Origin of the sequence: Nostoc sp., from assembly GCF_036917465.1 — a bacterium.
GTDB lineage: Bacteria > Cyanobacteriota > Cyanobacteriia > Cyanobacteriales > Nostocaceae > Nostoc.
In genome coordinates, this window is record NZ_JBALDL010000050.1 from 1 (window position 1) to 20,253 (window position 20,253).

The 20,253-nt window shown below is 40.8% G+C and carries 17 protein-coding genes and 1 pseudogene; 7 read left to right on the forward strand and 11 right to left on the reverse strand.

Going from position 1 to position 20,253, the window contains the following annotated elements:
- The 3 genes from V7K38_RS10785 to V7K38_RS10795 all read left to right on the forward strand — a co-directional run.
- Nucleotides 1-340, forward strand: a 340-nt coding sequence (locus tag V7K38_RS10785) for a hypothetical protein (protein ID WP_334857667.1), incomplete at its 5' end; no start/stop codon positions are given.
- A gap of 306 nt (nucleotides 341-646) precedes the next feature.
- A complete protein-coding gene (locus V7K38_RS10790; RefSeq protein WP_334857668.1) occupies nucleotides 647-769 on the forward strand; it encodes a hypothetical protein in 123 nt (40 codons plus the stop codon).
- A gap of 254 nt (nucleotides 770-1,023) precedes the next feature.
- The gene (locus V7K38_RS10795; RefSeq protein ID WP_334857670.1) at nucleotides 1,024-1,311 is read left to right on the forward strand and encodes a peptidase; all 288 of its coding nucleotides are present in this window, start codon (nucleotides 1,024-1,026) and stop codon (nucleotides 1,309-1,311) included.
- Between the two features lie 103 nt (nucleotides 1,312-1,414).
- Here V7K38_RS10795 and V7K38_RS10800 read toward each other — a convergent pair whose 3' ends face one another.
- Nucleotides 1,415-2,476, reverse strand: a complete 1,062-nt coding sequence (locus V7K38_RS10800) for a YncE family protein (protein WP_334857671.1) — start codon at nucleotides 2,474-2,476, stop codon at nucleotides 1,415-1,417.
- Nucleotides 2,477-3,078: 602 nt separating this feature from the next.
- Complete coding sequence (locus V7K38_RS10805; RefSeq protein WP_334857672.1) at nucleotides 3,079-3,987, reverse strand: class I SAM-dependent methyltransferase; 909 nt, start codon at nucleotides 3,985-3,987, stop codon at nucleotides 3,079-3,081.
- A gap of 623 nt (nucleotides 3,988-4,610) precedes the next feature.
- Between V7K38_RS10805 and V7K38_RS10810 the strand changes: the two are divergent.
- Nucleotides 4,611-5,408 (forward strand): annotated as a pseudogene (locus V7K38_RS10810) (BamA/TamA family outer membrane protein); the annotation flags it as partial.
- Between the two features lie 276 nt (nucleotides 5,409-5,684).
- On the forward strand, nucleotides 5,685-6,875 hold the full coding sequence (gene hpnI, locus V7K38_RS10815) for a bacteriohopanetetrol glucosamine biosynthesis glycosyltransferase HpnI (protein WP_334857692.1): 1,191 nt from the start codon (nucleotides 5,685-5,687) through the stop codon (nucleotides 6,873-6,875).
- Nucleotides 6,876-7,017: 142 nt separating this feature from the next.
- Here hpnI and V7K38_RS10820 read toward each other — a convergent pair whose 3' ends face one another.
- From V7K38_RS10820 to V7K38_RS10850, 7 genes are all read right to left on the reverse strand, one after another.
- Nucleotides 7,018-7,818 carry a PIG-L deacetylase family protein gene (locus V7K38_RS10820; protein WP_334857673.1) on the reverse strand — a complete coding sequence of 267 codons (801 nt, stop codon included), beginning with the start codon at nucleotides 7,816-7,818 and terminating at the stop codon, nucleotides 7,018-7,020.
- A 6-nt stretch (nucleotides 7,819-7,824) separates the two neighbouring features.
- Entirely contained in the window at nucleotides 7,825-10,866 is a 3,042-nt protein-coding gene (locus V7K38_RS10825) for an efflux RND transporter permease subunit (RefSeq protein ID WP_334857675.1), read from the reverse strand.
- Nucleotides 10,863-12,224, reverse strand: coding sequence for an efflux RND transporter periplasmic adaptor subunit (locus tag V7K38_RS10830; protein ID WP_334857677.1), 1,362 nt, complete (start codon nucleotides 12,222-12,224; stop codon nucleotides 10,863-10,865). Before V7K38_RS10830 ends, V7K38_RS10825 begins: the two co-directional genes overlap by 4 nt.
- 31 nt (nucleotides 12,225-12,255) lie before the next feature.
- Entirely contained in the window at nucleotides 12,256-13,599 is a 1,344-nt protein-coding gene (locus tag V7K38_RS10835; protein WP_334857679.1) for a TolC family protein, read from the reverse strand.
- 72 nt (nucleotides 13,600-13,671) lie between these two features.
- Nucleotides 13,672-14,145: a DUF2808 domain-containing protein gene (locus V7K38_RS10840; RefSeq protein WP_334857681.1), complete on the reverse strand. Its 474-nt coding sequence runs from the start codon at nucleotides 14,143-14,145 to the stop codon at nucleotides 13,672-13,674.
- 440 nt (nucleotides 14,146-14,585) lie between these two features.
- Complete coding sequence (locus V7K38_RS10845) at nucleotides 14,586-15,839, reverse strand: sensor histidine kinase (protein ID WP_334857683.1); 1,254 nt, start codon at nucleotides 15,837-15,839, stop codon at nucleotides 14,586-14,588.
- Nucleotides 15,840-15,972: 133 nt separating this feature from the next.
- Nucleotides 15,973-16,647 (reverse strand): response regulator transcription factor, encoded by a 675-nt coding sequence (locus V7K38_RS10850; RefSeq protein WP_334857685.1) that lies wholly within the window; start codon nucleotides 16,645-16,647, stop codon nucleotides 15,973-15,975.
- Nucleotides 16,648-17,189: 542 nt separating this feature from the next.
- Here V7K38_RS10850 and V7K38_RS10855 point away from each other — a divergent pair.
- A complete protein-coding gene (locus V7K38_RS10855) occupies nucleotides 17,190-17,957 on the forward strand; it encodes a hypothetical protein (protein ID WP_334857686.1) in 768 nt (255 codons plus the stop codon).
- Nucleotides 17,958-18,095: 138 nt separating this feature from the next.
- On the opposite strand, the gene V7K38_RS10860 is transcribed toward V7K38_RS10855, so the two are convergent.
- Nucleotides 18,096-19,049, reverse strand: a complete 954-nt coding sequence (locus tag V7K38_RS10860) for a hypothetical protein (protein ID WP_334857688.1) — start codon at nucleotides 19,047-19,049, stop codon at nucleotides 18,096-18,098.
- Between the two features lie 109 nt (nucleotides 19,050-19,158).
- Complete coding sequence (locus V7K38_RS10865) at nucleotides 19,159-19,419, reverse strand: helix-turn-helix domain-containing protein (protein ID WP_334857690.1); 261 nt, start codon at nucleotides 19,417-19,419, stop codon at nucleotides 19,159-19,161.
- Nucleotides 19,420-19,587: 168 nt separating this feature from the next.
- Here V7K38_RS10865 and V7K38_RS10870 point away from each other — a divergent pair.
- The coding region (locus V7K38_RS10870; RefSeq protein WP_334857691.1) for a hypothetical protein at nucleotides 19,588-20,253 on the forward strand (666 nt) is incomplete at its 3' end.

Consider the following 20,253-nt stretch of genomic DNA (forward strand, 5'->3'; position numbering starts at 1 on the left):
TGTAGATGCTGGTTTACCATTGTTCTTTATTAGACAGATACAATTATCAGTATTATCTCTTAGTTTTTTTCAGAAATCAAATATGATTCCTATATTAGAACTGTTAGAGCTAGTAGCAGATCGAACTAATCGAGGAGGATTGTTAAAAGCAATTTGCCCATTACTCAACCGAATTCCTAAAGCAGGAGAGACTAACAGCAACCCAGGGAATAAAAAACTTAGAGTTAACGTAGTAGCACTTAAAAGCCAGCGATTGACAAATGATGATTTATTTAAATTGATAGTTTTTCCTAGCATTTTTTTAGCACCAAAAGAAGATTTCTCAAAAAGATATTTTTGAATCCAAATCATAAATTATGTGAGCGCCTAAGTGTTGCGGATTTTACGCACCCACACTTCTGTCAATGCTATTTAAAATGTATGTATTACTTAGCAGAGTAAATAGCTCACTGGGATGTCTACTACTTTGGAGTAAATTCAGAATTACCTTATTACCTTCTATAATAGTGACTTTTTAACGCCCTTTTATCTCTCTAGAGAAATAAAAATCGAGGCGAAATGACGGAATTCAGATTTGATGAGGAGATTAGCGCTATTTCCATGCTTATATCGCAACAGATTTTAGAGGTTCGGTAAGCATTGCTTTGTGATTTTGATCTTAATGGCAAGTCCAACTTCCGGTGAGCAATTGCTATTTATGAAAGCTGGCTCATCTTGTTCTGTATCCTCTTTTTTGGGCAAGGAAGCCCAACCCAATGGCCGTCAATAATCCAAAGCTCAAAAGGGCATTTTCGCACAACGGTGATAGTTCCGCTCTCTTTTCATGTGACTTTAGTCATATTTAACAAATGACTTTTGGTATATGGAAGCAAGTAACATATTCAGAATATATTAGGGCATGGTTAATCACATTTTCATAGCGATTATTCGGATCGGGCGCTTTCTAGAAATAATATTTAAGTTTCATTAAATTTCCGCAGTTTTTCTCTTTCGACAAATTAATTGGATAATCCCAGGTTAATTATGAACCGAACTTTTCGTAAATATCATCGTCAGATTGCTATAATCTTATGTTTCCCTTTGTTTTTGACTGTGTTAACAGGTATGTGCTTTACTATTGTCCATGAATGGTTTCATCAACGAGAATTAGGTGAATTTCTTCTGCATATTCATACCTTAGAAATAATCCATTTAGAAAAAATCTATCCACTTCTAAATGGTTTGGGATTAATTGGTTTGTTGATTACTGGCTTCAGTATGACAGGTTTATTTCGTCAACGCACAGATGATACAAAATCAAAAGCTAGCTAAAACAGCATTCATCTCACACTCACTAGACGCAGTGTGAGATGAATGCGCGGGAGTGGGAGATATAGATTTTTGAAGCAACGCTGCTATGCCCAGGGCAGAAAAGTCAATCTCCTAAAACCAAAATCACAAAACTACCAGGGATAATAGAAGGTCTAAAAAGCACCTGCCCTGGGACAGTAGTAGACCTTGCTTGAAACTTAGCTGTAGCCAAATATAGCTTATGCGTCTTCAAATCTAACGCCATTGTCCGCGCTCCTGGCTGGGTTATGACGTTATTCACAATACTAAACTTATCGGCAGAGTCTTCATGCACCACTGTCAGTGAACCTGAGCCGTTGGAGCTAAAAGCTAGTCCAGTCATTGGATCATAAGCGATCGCATCTGTCCCCTTACCAATTGGCAGTGTCGCTTTAATACTTCCTGTATTTGCATCCACTACACTCATCAGTTGGTTTGTGCAACCGATGAATAAACGTTGATGCTGTCTATCTATTGCAATACCAGTTGGTTCTGAACAAGGTTTGAGCGCCCAATGTCCCTTTACTTGGAGATTAGTAGCATTGATTGTGAGGACTTCGTTTTTGTCCTCTAAATTCACGAAAATCCGCCCTGAGTCATCAGCAGCAGCAAATTCTGGTTTGCCACCTAAAGCGATTGTCCCCAGAACTTTAGTAGTTTTGGCATCAAAAACAGTTGCCGTGTTGCTGTTGCCGTTAAAAGTGAAGACTTTTTTGGACATAGGCTCATAGACAATTGCATCTGGGTTAGAACCAGTTTTTACTTCTCCTATAACTTGTAATGTTTTTAAATTGAAAACAGTAGCTGTTGCCGTCTTACCATTACTAATAAAGCCACGATTTAATTCTGGGGCAATGGCAACCCCATGTACTCCAACAGTATGAGGAATTTCGCCTACAACCAACCCCGTATCAACATTTAATACTGTTACCCTTGTAGAGCGCGTAATATATAGGCGACGGGCTGAACTATCCAATGTTAGATAATCCCATCGTCCTTCTCCACCTAAAGGTATTTTTTTTATGATGTGGTAGTTCGGAGTGGGTAATGTGCCACTAATTACCTCATTGTGAAAGCAAAAGCTCAAACCGGAGATGAATACAGAGGCAATACCTCTGCCAACCCTACGAGAAAGTATGGTGTTCAAAATATATTCCTATTACAATTATTTTTTCGGATATTACAAAACTTAGATTGTATTGGGAGCAGTGCCTCAAAGTCAGCTGCTAAAAATTAGGGGATTGAAGAAGAATCCAGGTATTCTGAATTTAGGAGTCAGAACAAGACAGTGGGGGATTCAGACCTGCCACTTTCTTGTTGACCGCTAAATTAAAAATTTAGCGGGGGTGCAAAAACGCCCTTTATTCATTCGCCACTCGCACAGAATTCAATTCTGAATTCTGGCGACTGACGCATGTATTCTGCTTTGATAAATGTATGGTACGCTTGTTTTCACCAAATTCATAAGGTATAAGGATCTTTAGGATGTGAGGGGGTAGGGGATAGGGCAAACGCATCTAAATTACTCTTGATCACAACGAAGGTTAAGAACCAACGAAAAAATCTTTTCTTTCGCGCTTGATTATTTTTTAAGCCCCAAAGTGATGCCTAAAACTTTAGCAATAAGCGAGCATTAATGACATTACTCTTAACTCTATTGAGAATATACTTTGCTTATTGACATAATGCGGCCGCCCTAGTGTAGGGGATATTGGTCAAAAAATAAGAACTAAATACGAGGTTGTTGAATCATCTCTTTTCAAAAACCTCCTTTGTTTTTACTAGATCACCAACGGCGGGGCTTCTCTCAAGCAATACAATACTACCTTGCTGCTGAATTTTTTCCCAATATTCATTAGCAACCAATTTCATAATTATTTGTAGTAACCAGGTAAATTTTATCCCTCGGTTGAGTCGGTGTAACTCTTTCCATGCAGATACAGATTTTGCAACTTTCCAATTATACTGTTGAAAAAATTCTGCCCCTTGCTCTGGAGCAAATAACAAGGTTTTATTTCCATTCGCAAAATATTGGTCAAAAATTTTTCGAGGGTAAACTTGATCATAATCTTTTAATGCTAATGATGATTCCAATTCAAATAGCCACCAATTCAGATTAGATTGCTCATAAATATCGGTTGCAAGTAATGCTACTTGGGTTTCGTGTAGATATGATAGCAACCCTTCTGTGATCACTAGAGCCTGTCTTGCTACAAGATTAATCTCTGAGAAAAAAGTCTTTCTCAATGCCAGGTTGGTAATATCGAGTTTGACACGCTCAAGCCAACACAAAGGTTGCTGGTCTTTAAGTAATTGTTCTTTGTAAACAATGATTTCCGGCAAGTCAACTTCAATCCAACGAAGCGATGCACAAAAAGGTAATCGATAGGGTCGAGTATCTAACCCGGCAGCCAGATTGATTACAGTGTCAATCTTTTTTGACTTCACTAACTGTAAAATTAAGTTATCAATAACATAGGTGCGGATGGCGATCGCATTTGTAATTTTGTCTTTCTCCCCTATAACTTCAACAAACATTTCACCTTTTCCACCAGCTAACACACGCGCTAATGGGTCTTTAAATAGTGCATCTGCACGTTCGCTTTCCAATGCGCGATACATTGCCACTAGATACGCAGTCTCAGCAAGATTTATCATCGAATAAAGTATTATTTTTAATTCTGGCTACACTTTACAAAGATTGCAAATGTCAAACCCTAAAATTTTAGGTAATATTAGAAACTCCACTTTAATATAAAACTATATTAACAGCATCTAATATCATTTTTGTGTAATTTTTCATTGTATTCACTCTTTTAATTAGAGTTAAACAACCTATATGAGCAAGGTTGTCAGATTGAATTATGGAGAACAAAAGTCAAGAACTCGGAAATATTTGCTTCAATTTTAAAAAATATGCCGCGTTCGCCTCAGTAACTAACAAGGTCATGAAAATATCAAGTTATTAAGATGAATCTTTCCGAGTTCTTGACCTTCGCTGCTTATAATCAGAAACCGATATTTCAGATAAATTTACACATGAATCCTTAAACTAAGTAGGTAGGCACAATTAAACCAAACTACGTAAACTTATGTAAAGCACCAGAAACGCTTTGAATATAAGCTTTCAAGCGATTTACATTTCTTAATCTAGTTGTGTTTTTTAGCGCCTACCTACTTAATCCGGCTATAGCTATAGTTTTCATCAGTATTTTTGGCTTTGATATCAGTTGCTCTGCATAAGAGGATGATTGCCTTGCGATGGGCTACGCCCCGCCAGAGGCGATCGCCCCCGTGTCCTCCGTCTAGGTGGAGGTGTCACCTTTACCCGTCCCCTGAGCAATAATCCTTACGAAAATTCTGAATGGACGGCTTCAGCAGGTTTGCAATATCAACGAGTTTCCACGCGTGATGCCAATGGCAACATCAGAAAAGAAGGAACGGTGTTCAAGAATGGAGTACCCACAGAACGAGTTCCACTTAGTGCATCTGGACAAGGTGAAGACGATTTGCTGTTGTTGCAACTTGGGGTACAACGCGATCTCCGTAATAACCCTTTACAACCCACTAGCGGTTCTTATCTCCGCTTCGGAGTTGATCAGTCAGTACCAGTGGGACTAGGCAATATTTTTCTCACGAGGTTGCGAGGTAACTATAGCCAATATTTCCCTGTCAACTTTATTAGTCTTACCAAAGGGCCACAAACTTTAGCATTTAACTTGCAGGGTGGAACTATCCTTGGTGACTTGCCTCCTTACGAAGCCTTCACCCTTGGTGGTAGCAACTCTGTCCGAGGTTATCAAGAAGGAGGATTAGGTAGTGGACGTAGTTATATACAAGCATCTGCTGAGTATCGCTTCCCGGTTTTTTCAGTCGTTAGTGGCGCACTATTTTTTGATATCGGCAGCGATCTGGGAAGTAATACCAGGTCAGCTGATGTGCTGAACAAAAATGGTACTGGCTACGGTTATGGTCTTGGTGTGCGCGTACAATCGCCACTAGGTCCAATTCGCATTGACTACGGCATCAATGGCGACGGTGACAACCGCATCAATTTTGGTATTGGCGAAAGGTTTTAAGTTATTAGCAGTCAGCGATAAATAGCAAATAATCGCTGGCTGTCCTGGTTTCTAATTCTGATTTTGAAACTTTCTAGAATAATCGAAAAATAATGTCATTGCTTCTAAAAAAGCCAATTCTTTCCGAGTTCTTGACTTTTTATCTTTAAATTCAGATCGCAAACGCCGAAATACATTATATGGCTATAGACGTGCAACTTGCTTGAGTGAAAGTAAATACTGATGGTCTGTAATCAATATTTATCGACGAAATCGGGAGATTAATTTTTGAAGTCAATGGAAATTTTTGCATCTGCTTTTTTTACAAATATCAACCTGACAGTTATCAACGTTTTAATATTAATTCTTTGCTTGGCAGCTACCCTATTTTATTGTTACTCAATCTATTCAGCAATTGTCACTTTCGGAGAATCCCATTTATCTACTCCAAATTTTTATCCACCTATTACTATCCTGAAGCCAATTTGCGGACTGGACAGAGATATTTACGAAAATTTAGCAACATTTTGCCGACAGGAATATTCAACTTACCAGATTATTTTCAGCGTCCTCAGCCCGCAAGACCCTGGAATACATGTGGTCAAACAAATTATCCGAGACTTTCCGAGGCTGGATATTCATTTAATAATCTGCGAGCGCATTATTGGTACAAATCTAAAGGTGAGTAATCTCGCAAATGCTTTATCTTTCGCCAAATACGAAATCCTAGTTATTGCTGATAGCGACATCCGAGTTGGAGAAGACTACTTACAGCGAGTTGTACAACCACTACATAACAACAAGGTTGGTGTTGTCACCTGTTTATTTCGTTCGGTGGCGCAAGGATGGGTAGAAATTTTAGAAGCCATTGGAACTGCTTGTTATATTCATGCTACTTCTTTAGCTGGTAAACAATTAGAGGGGATGAAATGTGCTTTTGGTTCAACCATTGTAATTCGTAAAGAAGTACTCAAGGCAATAGGAGGGTTTGAAGCGATCGCTGATGATCTTGCGGATGATTTCCAACTCGGCTACCTACCAGCACAAGCAGGTTACAAAGTTGTACTTTCTGATTACATAGTTGAACACGTACTATCCGCAAACACTGTTGTCGATTCAATTAATCGTCAGATTCGCTGGTCACAGTGTGTAAGAGTTACTGGTTTTTGGAGTTATTTAGGGCTGATTTTTACCTATGGAAACGTTACCAGTCTAGTCCTGTCAGTTTTTACAAAATGGTCATTTTTCATTTGCTTTACGTTAGTTATTACTTGGGTAATGCGATTGATTATGGGTTGGTTTATCGGTGTCAATTTTCTTAAAGATTCCACTGCAAGAAAATATATATGGCTTGTACCTTTATGGGATTTTCTCAGCTTGATAATCTGGTGTTGTGGTCTATTCTCTAATACTATTAAATGGCACGGACGATATTTTAAGTTAAGCAAATATGGTAAATTATTCCCTTACCACTGCAAGAATACCTAATTTAACAAACCGCATTCGCCCAAGGCAAAATTCCCATAGGTAAAGCAACCTCTTTGGCTAAGGGTAGACGCAGAAGATGTGTTCTCCCAAGGCATCTTGCAGAGAAGAAGAAGTGTCCAAGCACAAGTAGTTATAGTTTGTATCAAAGTGTAGCTTTGAAGAAAATTTCATATTTTTTTTCTAAAAAACTTTTGATAAATCGAGGAGGAAGGATAGGATACTGAGATTGATATACGGAAATAGCTTGTTTTTTCTTTTCTAAGATCGAATTAATAGGCAATCGGTAAGCACCTGATAAGTATTGTAGTTTTAGCTGAAAAAATAATGGCGACAACCAAAATATCCAAATTGGGTATTGGAGTAATTCTACTTCTAGAGATAATTGCAATTGCTCAATTGCTGTTTTAATAAATTGGTAAGTGCATTCGTGGTCGGGATGATTATCTTTTCGATGGGGAACATAAATTTCTCCTGGCTTAAAAGTCCGTATTAGTTCAACAATAGACTTAATAGTGTTTTCATATTGCTCACTAGTTAGATGGCTTAAAGTAGAATCTGTCAGGTTAAAAAAGTGAATGTCTGATACTTCTAACCCTAAAATATGTAAAGCTGTTGTTGCTTCTTGTTTACGAACTTGAATAAGATTCTCTGGTGGTTGAATCCAGGGGGTTGCTGTATGGGATTTTTGCCCATCGGTCAAAAATATAACTTTAATTGGGACTCCCATTTCACGTTTAAGAGCAATTAAACCACCACAACCTAAAGTCTCATCATCTTGATGGGGGGAGAATATTATTGCTGATTTTTGATTAACTGGCAAGGGCTGACTTCTAAAAATTAATAGCCATTGATGAATAATGTAAGCATGGATATAAAGAGGATTAAATATAGGAATATCACCCACTTTATAAAAAACTTTTGTCAGATACATGATAATTTGCATAACATTTCAACGCTGAAATCGAGAAACGAAACGAAACACAACTGGGACAAATATTAGAGTAAAAATAGTAGAAAGTGAAAGCCCACCGATAACGGCGATCGCTAGTGGCTTTTGCAACTCTGCTCCTGCACCTAAACCCAAAGCTAAAGGCAGTAAACCCAGAATAGTACAGAGTGTGGTCATCAAAATTGGTCGCAGCCGGACACGACCAGCTTCCAGTAAAGCAGATTCTACAGAATTACCTTCTAAACGTAAACGGTTGGTATATTCCAACAAAATAATTCCATTTTTTACCACTAAACCCACCAGTAAAATAATCCCCATAAACGAGGAAACATTCAGTGGTGTCTGAGTAACCCACAAACTCAGCACTACTCCTAAAAGTGCTAAGGGAATTGTCGTAAAAATTACTAGTGGTTGTAATAAGTCACGGAACTGTATAACCAGCACCAGATAGACTAGCAATACTCCCAAACCCATGACCATCAGTAATTGTGAGAAAGACTGCTCCTGAGAAGCAATTAATCCACCGACTGAGAGGATGTAGCCTTGAGGTAGTTTGAATCCGGCTAATTTTTTCTTGATATCTTGGACAACCGAACCAAGATCGCGTTTTTCAACACCACCTGTAAAGGAAATGTAACGCTGCTGGTTCTCACGCAAAATCGCTTCTTCGCCTGTTGTTGGTTTAATCTTAGCTACAGCAGAAAGCGGTAATGTAGTGCCATTTGTACCGACAATTGGGATTTGGTCTAGTTGTTGCGGATCTCGACGCACACTGTCTAAAAGGTGAACCCGCACATCTACTAACTTGTCACCTTGACGAATCTGAGTTGCTACCCGTCCAAACAAGCCATCCTGTACTTGCTGTGCAACGTCTGATTCTGTCAATCCTAACTGTCCGGCTTGTATGGAATCAACGCGCATATCTAATTGCGGTAAGATCACTCCTCCACTAGACACCAAGTCTACCAAACCAGGAATATTATCAATACGCGCTTGAACTTGCTCTCCTAATTTACGCAGAATATCTGGTTCTTCGCCAAAGATTCGTACTTCTACAGGACTAGCCGCACCAGAAAGGTCGTTAAGTTCATCTTGGAGGATTTGGTGAAAGTCAATATTTAACTGGGGTAACTTTTTAGAAATATCTTGCCGTTGAGCTTCGATGATATCAAAGACTTGGCGTTGACGCTGCCCCAGTGGTTTGAGGACGACAATAATATCGCCTTTATTCGGCTGAGTCGCAAATAAACCATTTTCTGCACCTGTACGTCGCGTCCAATTTATGACTTCAGGGGTTTTGCCGATAATTTCTTCCAATTGGCGTGCGAGAAAGTCCGTTTCAGTTAAAGATGTCCCTGGTGGTGTGAGGTAATCAATGATGTAACTGCCTTCATCAAAGGTCGGTAAAAAATCCGAACCTAGCTGAGTAAATAATACTGCCCCGACTACTAGTAGAGACAGTGCGATCGCACCAACCCAACGCGCTTTCCCAAACACAACACGCAGTAGCCGCGTATAAGCATTGTCCAGCTTAACTAACAATTTTGGTTCTGAGTGATTTGACTGATGCCGCAGCCAGCTTGCTGCTAATAGAGGAGTGAGAGTCAGCGCCAACAGTAGAGAGAAACCAACCGCAGCAGTTAAGGTAGTAGTCAAACTAGTAAAAAACTGTCCAGCAACACCTGATAACAGTCCCAAAGGCAAAAACACTGCTACTGTGGTAATCGTGGAACTAATCACAGGTTCAGTTAATTCAGCCATTGCTGCGGCGACAGCTGCGGTTGAGTTCAAGTCTTTTTGCAGTTGGCGGTCGATGTTTTCAATTACCACAATCGCATCATCAATTACCAAGCCAATCGCTACCGCTAGTCCTCCCAAAGACATGAGATTCAGACTTTGACCAACGAAGGATAACACCCCGAAGGCAGCGAGTGCAGACAGAGGAATAGTGATGGCAGCAATTACTGTACTACGCCATTGTCGTAAGAATACGTATAGTACAATGATAATCAGGACAATACCAATAGCAATAGAATCGCGGACATTAGCGATCGCGTCTACAACTAATCCAGATTCATCGTAAGCTTTAGCGATTTGCACTCCTGGTGGCAAGCTTTTTTCCAGCGACTTGATTTCCTGCTGTACCGCCTCAGCTACAGCTACAACATTACTATTCGGCTGGCGGAAGATATTTAGTGTTAATCCTGGTTTCCCCTTGGCACTAACAATTTGGGTACGGTCAGCCTCACCCAAAGAAACTTGTCCTAAATCCTCTAAAAATACAGGTTTACCAGCCCCTTTCGTCGTTACCACAATCCCTGTGAGCGCAGACGGTTCTATTAGCTGACCATTGGTAACTATTAAATTTTGCTGGTAGTTACTATCTAGTTTACCTACTGCTTGATTCTGAGTTGAACGCCCAATCGTGTCGGCAACTTGTGATAAACTCAAACCAGAATTTTGCAAGCGATTCGGGTCAATCTGCACCTCCACTTCCGGGATATTTCCCCCTTGAAGATTGACAAGGGCAATACCTGCAACTCTGCTTAAATAAGGCAAAATTTGATACTGAGTAATTGAGTACAGGTCTGTTTGCGCTAAAGTATCGGTGGTGACGTTATAGCTGAGTACCGGAAAAATAGCGGGGGTAACTCGCTCAACCGTTAGATTAACGCCAGATGGCAGGGTACTCCGTACTTCATTGATTTTGGCTTGCAATTGTTGGAGAGCCTGCTGCATATCAGTCGTGGGCTGAAACTCTATTGAGAGTTCTGTAGACCCACGGGCAGTCTTTGAGCGGATCTTCTGGACACCATAAACTTGGTTAGTAGCTACTTCTAAAGGACGAGTCACGGTGAGGACTACCTGTTCTGGGGCAACATTCCCAGCTTCAGCAATTACGGCAATCCGAGGAAAGGACAATTCGGGATAAACTCCACTGGGCAGATTACTGTAAGCGAATATACCTAAAATTGCCATTAATACAAATATTAGGTAAATTGCTTTTGCTTGAGATTGTAGTAGCTTGGTAAAACGAATCATTGCTTCACCTCTTCTATAGGAGTACTATCTGCCAATCCGTAAGCCCCTTTAGCTACCACTCTTTCATTACCTGTTAATCCTGACACAATCTCAACGCGGGAAGCAAAGCTACCATTGAGTACATTGCTCTGCTGGATACCAATTTGCACTTTTTTTCTTTCCAACTTCCCAGCTTTGACGGTATAAACCATACGTCCATTGGGATTTTCTGGGTCTGAAACCAACGCCGTTTGGGGGACTGTAATTGCTGCTTGATGAATATCTGTAATAATAGATACAGTGACAGTTTGGTTCTCTTTTAACCGCCCGCCAGAATTGTCAACGCGGATTTGAATGTTCCGGGTATTACTCTGGGGATCGACAATTGGACTAACAGCCGTGACAACACTGGAATAGCTTCCGTCAGTTAAGCTGAGGATTGTAGCGCTTTGACCAACACGAATATTAGCTTGTTTGTCGGCGCTGATGTTAGCATTAACTATCACTTTTGATAAGTTGACGACCTGAATGACTGGTATAGTAGGGTCAGTGGTATCACCAATATTCAGAAAACGGTTAGCTACAACTCCAGCGATGGGGCTGCGGATATCAGTAAAACTGAGTTGAGTCTGGGCTTGCCCGCGGGAAGCATTAACCTGTTTCTCTTGAGCAATTGCAGCAGCAAGTTGAGCTTGGGCTGTTTCCAATTGAGATTGAGTGGCAATCACATCTTTTTCGGGCGCGACTTGTTGTACAGCTGCTTGGGCAGTTTTCAAAGCAGCTTGAGCCGTTTCGATTTGATTTTGGGCGGCAATCAAGTCTTTTTTGGGTGTTATGCCTTCTTTAAAGAGTTTTTGTTGTCGTTGTAAGTTATTTTGGGCAAAAGTGAGATTGCTTTGAGCTTGAGCAACACCTCCTCTTGCTTCTTGGATACCGGGGTCTGTGGCTTTTTGTGTCGGATTCAGAGCTTCGTTGTAGAGGCGGCGCGATCTCGACAAATTCTTCTGTGCAAGTTTCAAAGCAGTGCGTGCTTGAGCAACACCCGCTTGGGCTGAACGTAACCCTGCTGTTGTTTGGGTTACCTGATCAAGACTTTGACGATTATCCAGACGAGCTATTACCTGCCCTTTCGCCACCTGCTGACCAGGTACTACGGTAACGGCTACAAGTTTTCCGGCTACAGCTGGGCTAAGTTTCGCACTCATATTCGGAGAAGCGCTAACTGTGCCGCGAATGTTGACCACCACAGGTATATCCTGGCGTTGCACGTCAACAACAGGTAAGGATACTACAGGAGCAGTTTCGGTGGCTGTTGGGTCTTTCCCTTGACAAGCAATTAGCAACAGCATCAGCAAAATAGTGGTAAAGATGTTTGGCAAGGGCAGTTTCCTCAGCAAACACCCCCCTTGTTTAAGGTGTTTTGGGCACATCGGTGTTGTGAATCATAGACAGAGGTAGATTAACGGCTTGCTCTAATGCGCCTAAAGCCGTTTGGTAAGCGAGGATATCAGTGTAGAAGTTATCAAACACAGCTTGCACAGACTGCTGTGTGAGTAAAGCATCACTCAAACCAGTTTGACCATACTCATAGCTTTTGCGGGATAAATTGAGAACTTCCAGAGCTTGCGGTAATAAAACTGTGCGATCGCGTTCTAATACTCGTTGGGTACTCAAGGCATTTTCATAAGCTGTTGCCACCTCAGAATCAACTTGTGATTCTAGAACTGCGTTCTGTGCTTCAGCCACAGAAAGATTAGCACGGGCTTGTCTAACTCCACTCCCTCCGCTATTGAACAAAGGTAGATCCACTCGTACACCCAAAATGACAGCCGTTGTCGTCGCAGGAGGTGGCGCACCAGCTGTACTTAAACCAGGGTCCCAAACATAAGATGCTGCCAAGGTGATATCTGGAATACGGGCTGAGTCAGCCACTTGAATCTGTTTATTATTAACTTGTATTTGTTGTTGAGCTAGAGCTAAATCTAATCGTGACGCTTTCGCTAACTTTTTTAACACCTTTAAATCTGGAAGCTTTGCTAAAATCGCCAACCCTTGCTGTGAATCTTTCCCAGAAAATCGGAACGCTTCGCCATGCACTAAATTAATCGCTGTATCAGTAGGTTGGCTCAAAAGGGTATTCAGACGAATGCTAGCCTGACGAACGCGGTTAATTGCTGGTTCCAGTTTTTGCTGGGCTTGAGCAAATGCAAACTCAGCTTGGACAACATCTGCTCGTGCCACATCATTTGCTTGAAAACGTATCTTAGCAATATCAACAAGTTGTTTGTTGATAGCAAGAGATTGTTCTGTATTCTGCTGCGCTCCTTGAGAAATCGCTAACTCTGCATAAGCCTGACGTACCTGAATACGAATTTGCCAACGTAAAGAGTCTAACTCTAACTGGGCTTGTTGCACCTGGGAGTTGGCTAAAGCTTGACGCGCTCCGCGTTTACCACCCAGTTCAATTGGTTGCTCGATACCAATAGTACGCCTAGTTTCCGCTTTACCAAAGGGTATATCTATTGCTAGTCGGGGATTTGGTACAACTCCGGCGACAGCGACTCCTGCTTGAGCAACAGAAATACTACGCTGTGCTGCCAGCAATTGAGGATTATTTGCTTCAGCTTGGTTTATTGCCGTCTCCAAGGTGAGGTTTGATACTCTAGCTGTCTGAGCAAAAACTGGCAAGGAAACGGATAAACATACTAGCGACTCAATTGTTATGCATAAAGATAATATTAATTCACGTGACACCCGCAGTCATACTCCTGTTATCACAACCATCACGGCTAAAATTGCTGTGCAACTTTCTACCAAAAACACCTGTTAGTAAATTCGTAGCCGAAATACACCTACTGGGATATCTGCATTCAGCCCCACAAGTCTGACAGAAACCGGATAGAGCCAAGCATTAGAAGTTCCTGAGATTAAGACACGATTGAGATCAATGTTGAGTTCAGTTCCAGGAACTACCTGTTGAGAGAAAGCAATTGTAATGGTTCTGTTATTAACAGTAATATTCGCAGCAATCTTTTTACCAGACTGGTCAGATAAATCAATGTCATTCCTGACAGTTAAACCTTTCGGTACAGCAATAGTCATCTGGGATAAAGCCCTACTATCTTGGGGAATTTCTAGCTTGAAAGAATTTCTAACAATTTTCGCTTTGTTCTGAGGAAATTGCACTGCTCCAACAATGTCAGGAAATCTGCTATTTTTCTTCATGGGCGTGCCATAGGCAGCAGATGAGAAAGATGCAATTGTTAAAGTTAATGCAACAGCATGAATTAGCTTTTTCATGTTAACCTTCCTAAAAAGTATAGTGAGCAAATTTACTCTGGATAACAAAAATTAAGAACTTGAAAATTTAGTACAACATTCTTGTCAAATTCCTCTAAAATCAGCTTTCTATATCGTTGAAAATAGAGATAGGGAAGCTCCAAGCAAGAGATAAATGTTGAATTATGTTTTTCAACCATTGTTCAATAGCACAACTAAAACTCAGGTTTATGGTTATTAATCAGTAATCTCTGGTAAGTAGTTGCACTTTACACACTAAAAGTAAAGAACTCGAAAAGATTTACCTGAATTTATTAAGCGTAGGTTTACAGGCTTTGGATTTATCTACAAGAGGAAGGGGAAAGGGATGAACAGGTCGCCCACAAGGGGCGACCTGTTCATCCCTTTCCCCTTTAACCTTTTCCCCTTTGTTTATATGGATGGGTAGAACTATAAAAGCTTTATAAACATTCATTAAGTGAACCTACTGATAAACGCACAGTAAAACAACTACCAATTCCCAATTGACTTGTGGCAGTAATTAATCCACCGTGATTCTCAGCAATCGCTTGGGCAATAGCCAATCCCAAACCAGAACCACCAGAATTATAAGAACGTGATTTATCTGCTCGCCAAAAACGCTCAAAAATATTTTCTAAATCCCCTGGTGCAATTCCTACACCCGTATCTTGGACATTAATGACTAGATGGGAAGCACTACGATTGGCTATAATTTCTACTGTCCCTTTTGACGGTGTGTAATGTATAGCATTTTGAATTAAGTTAGCAAATAATCGTGTTATCTGATTTGTATCACCTAACAAATAAAGCTTTTCATTCAATTGACTTTTCAGATTAATTTTTTTAGCCTTCGTTTGGGGCTGATATAGTTGCATTAAGTTATTTAAAATTGAGCTAAGATTAACAGTTTCTTTAATGTGGTTAGGAATATTATCATAACGAGCTAAAAATAGTAAGTCTTCTGTAAGTCGAGTCATTTGGTTAGTAGCACTAGAAATAGCCTGAAATTTTTCTGCGTCACTTTCTCGCATTCCCTCTGGATACTTGAGTGCTACCCCTGCATTACTTTTAATCGCCATTAAAGGACTGCGGAGTTCATGGGAAGCATCAGCAGTAAACTGTTTTAGCCGTTCAAAGCTTTCTTCAATTGGTTGCATCGCTTGACGAGTTAGCCAAACTCCACCAGCACCACTAATAATCAAAGCTACAACAATTCCACCGCCTAATCCCAAATCTAATTTATTTAAAGTTTCATCGAATTCTTCTAGAGATTGGCTAGGTCTTACATATCCAATAAATTGTTTATCATCACTATTAATAATTGCTAAAGTAACAGACTGAATGCGATTTTTACCAACTGGATTAATTTGTTCTCCTTCTTTTACATGAGTAGGTAAATTTAAAATATCTTGTCCATGTTTCTCTATGAGATTACCTTTAGTATCAAACCAGCTTAATTCTTGATGATTTTTAAACAATTTATCTTGAGGTAAGTCATTTTCAATTCTCATTTTACCGTTATTAAACTCGGCATTAGCAGCGCCAACTTGTGCTAAGACATAGAGTTTTTGTGTTTGTTGTTTATAGAGGCTATGAGTGAAGACAATCCGAACAGCAATTGCAAATCCACCTAGGATTAATGATAAAACGATTAAATAAGATAACAATAAACGACGGCGAATTTTTTCAAACATCAGCTAAATTTACATTTATCAAAAAAGTAAAGGTTCAAAACCTTACCCTTTGTGGGCGAAAAAATCCTTGTATTTTCTTGGTAGGTAAAACCCCACCCCTGAGTGTCTGTCTGAGTTTAATTGCGAATTTGATTTATTTAGGACACAGGCGATAACCAAAACCGTAAATAGTTTCGATAAAATCCTCTGAACTTCCTAGCGATCTGAGTTTCTTTCTTAAATTTGTCATGTGAGTTTTAACGGTTTCTTCCCCAGATAATTTATCAAACTCCCACAATTTATCTAAAATTGCCGAGCGAGTTAAAACTTGAGTAGGATTTTTCAAAAAGTATTCTAATATCATGTATTCTTTATGTGTTAATGATAAAGGCTTGTTTTCATAAGTCACATGATAATTATTAGGGTCTAATTGTAAATCACCATGAATTAAAATTAGTTGGTTAGTTTCTGAGCTTCTCCGACATAAAGCTCTAATTCGTGCTGCTAATTCTTCTAGTTCAAATGGTTTAACTAAATAATCATCGGCACCAGCATCAAGACCAGTTATTTTATCTGGTGTTGTATCTCGTGCTGTCAACATCAAAATAAAAGCATTACAATTAGCAGCACGTAACCGTTTACAAAGAGTAATTCCATCTAAGCGCGGCAACATTAAATCTAATAAGATTAAATCATAATTACCTGCTTCGGCATATTCCCAACCTTCAATCCCATCATCAGCAATATCAACAGCATGATGCTGGTGTTTTAAATCTTCGGCTAAGGGTTTAGCAATGCGATCGTCATCTTCAATTATTAAAATTCTCATATCTTTATGTTATGATGATTTATCTGCTTAAACGCATTACTCAATTGGTTGACGCACTTTTTTCTCCTTTCGCACGGAAAAGAATAGGACAACTGCTAGCAGGATAAAGGCGATCGCCGTTAAGCGCGCATTTCTCACAAAGAGAGAAAAAATAGGGTGAAAAACTGGAAAAATGTATATATGGCAAGCATTTTAGCAGTTATAAGCTATGACCCCAACTTCAGAAGATCGTACACCGAAACTAGGGATTCAATGCTAACAGTTTTAATAGATTGTAATAAATTTATCAGGATTTTTAAATAAAGTATTCACTCCCGGTTCGCCCATTTTTTTCGGAGTTCGAGAAATTGCCGAAAAACCGATAAATCTAGATATCGTAATAGTTTTAGCGATTTACCTTAATTTTAATCAAGCTATTACCCTGCTCTAAAAACTCTAATTTTTCTGCGATCGCAGCGATTCCTCAAGACTTTTCACCAGATAGATGAACAGTAGGGGAAGAATGTAATAATATCACATGTAATTTTGTAAAAAAATCGAATATGCAAACTCGTTTTCTGATCACCGTCCGCTCGATTGCGACAGCGCTGTTGGGCGTTGGTACGCTGATTATCGCGCCTGTTGCAAATGCAGCTACTTTTAAATTTGTCTACAATGGTTCTTTTAATAGCAACGACGCACTTAATCTCTTATTTTCCCCAACTGATTATTTCTCCGGCTCGACTCCCTTCACTGCAACCGCCCTTTTCGATGACACCAGCCCGAATCTTGCCGCACCTGTTGGGACTCCTGGGTTCGTTGCCTATTCGCCGATTTCGGCTACCCTGACAGTGGACGGGAGTATTTATAATGTAGCTACTTACAATCAAGATCCGGCTCGCGGCGTTACTGTAGCAGTCTTTGACGATACCACGCCCTTTGGACCGAAACACTACGCAATTGGGTTCCTGCAAAACCCGCTTGCAGATGGTGCTGGGTTTATCGGAGACTGGCTATCCGCCTCCCCAGCTTTTAGCGCCGCGCAACTTGTGACAACGACGTTTACGAACTACGTAGGTGTAGGCTATGGGTCAGGTCCAGATATGGGAGCAGGATCGACGGTAGTTCCAATTCCCCTAAGCGATGCCACAGGCAAATCCTATCTTCTCACCCTTGGCAACTACGACCAGGAGTTTACAAACGGCTTGTTGAACACAGCCCAACTTGAAGCAGTGCCAGAGCCAGATAACAGCATCGCAATGCTCCTTCTACTAGGCTTGACTGGCATCAGCCTACTGGGGAGTCGCGGCGCAATCAGTAAGTATTTGTAACTAATTGGCAGCATTAGCGATTACTTTTTACTAGAAATTAACGCGGCAGTGGCAATTGATCGAATGGCACGTTTAGATGCAGAAAATTATTCAGGTTCACATGAACAGTTTTATGAAGAGTTACAACACAGTTAGCTATTACACTTTAACTTCGGACTCTAAAAGGCTCAGAAGTTTTTCTTCCAATTCAGTTAAATAAGGCCGATTTACCTTCCCCAACGACTGCAACAGATTTTTAACTGTCTCCTCTAGCGAATCTGAATACACTCGATTGATGCGATCGCAAATCACCTGCATCTGCTCACACTCGGTAGGCAAGTATTCGTAAGATTTTAGGTGCTGCAACCCAACGGTATATTCGCCATCCCAGGTTCTGACGGTACAGCTAAATTCCCCCACATGATTGACTATCCCCCAGCAGCCGCCCTTACCTCTGAGTTCGGGGTTGTCCTTGGCAAGGATTTGGCATACTTCGCCTAACTGGTAAGTGTTAGGTACTTGGGTGCGTTCCATTATTTGCTGCACAACATCTTTGACGATTCTACCAGTGGGAACTTTCCCGCCAGCAACTTCTACCGCCCGTTGCCACACTTCTTGCTGTTCTTCGGGTTTGAGCTTTGTCATTGGTCGAACTTGCCCCTCGCTGGTAGGCAAGATTTGTCGCTGATCGGAGTGGACTGTCGCAGGATCATCTTCAATTTCAAAATGTGTCCAAATTGGACACATTTTGATCAAATTATCTACAACTCCAGCAGCTTCAATTAATCTATAAGGATGACGACGCTCAAACCCAAATCTGTCCTTGCAATACTCTTCAAAAGTTGAATGCGTGGATCGATACAGTCGGCGATCGCGCAATTCTGCCAAGGCTCTACCCGCCTCAAAAAACGCTCTTTCCACACGGCGCTCTAAGTGAAGGCGATCGCGCTCCTCCGTTTCGGACAACTCCTCTACTTCAGCAGCAGTAACCATAATCGTTGCTGTAGCAGGATTTTCTGGATCAAAGGTGTCTTCGGCAGAACTAGCGGTTGCTTTTAAATTTCTGGATGCGGCAGAAGTAGTTTTTTTGCGCTTAGAGGATGGTTTATTCATGTTTCCACCTCTTTTAGTTCAATGGCATTTGCTCAAAGTGTGATGGTTAGTTGCGATAATCTCTCCCAAACTACTCACCAACAAAACCTGTGGATTGACAGTAGCATGATTAAATATCACAATCTTCCTCCAGGTTTACACCAAAGGAAACTCCCAAAATTTCTTCGATTTTGCGAAGGTTTTCAATTGAAAGCGCCCCTTTAAGAGTTTCCTTTTCGATGTCGTACCAGTAAGTGCGCGACAAACCAACTTCATCACATATTTGCTCTAGAGACTTACTCGAATCTAATCGAGCTTGCTTAATCCGCTCTCCTAACCCCTCAATTTCAACTTCCTTGACTTGTCTTATTCGCATTTTTGCACTAATCACACTACCACCTCCTTAGAGTAAAGCGTTAACTATTAGTTTTACTATACACTAACAACTACTAGTTGACACACTGTAAACTAGTAGTGTACTATAAAGATGTAGAGAAAGCGCCCCCGACTACCAATCTAGAGCGCTTCTCTAATCCTAATTTCAAGGAGTTTACTTATCATGACATACCAAATCTACAGCCATCAACAGCTGCACCTGAAATCCATTGCGCGACTCAAGCAAATCTACAGCGAAATTGCCTGCACAGTCGAAGTAAGCGACAAACGCTGCAAGGATGCCTGGATTTCCGCCATTGTTAACTATCAGGCAAGCAAGATTCAGAAACTCGCCCCTGCTGCCCCCGACAACCAAGCCCTCGCTCAAGCCGAACTCGACAACTATATCGCTGACCAAGCCCAAGCCATAGCTCCCGAACCCCTCACAATAGTCGAAATCTCGTTTGGCGATCATGAATATTACGCTGATGACAAACTGGTAGCCACCATCGCCCATGACGACAACCACTTAACGCAACGCTGGGTAGTAATGGTCAACGATAAAGAAGTATTTCGTGCCAACACTCTAATGCGTTGCGATCGCTTCATCTGCACTCACTACAAAGACGGCTCATTACCTGTGCAGAATAAAGAAGTAACACCCCCCACGACCGAAAACCAGATCATGGCGCATATCTTCAACGAGTGCCAGAATTACGGCTTTGAACTTCTTGATGATGGGATTTATACCCACGATACTGAAGACGGCAAACTACGCAAATTGGGTCAAGTCGGATGCACTAACGGTAACTGGTGGGTAATCCAGGATTCTTCGGGTCAGCAGCAGTAT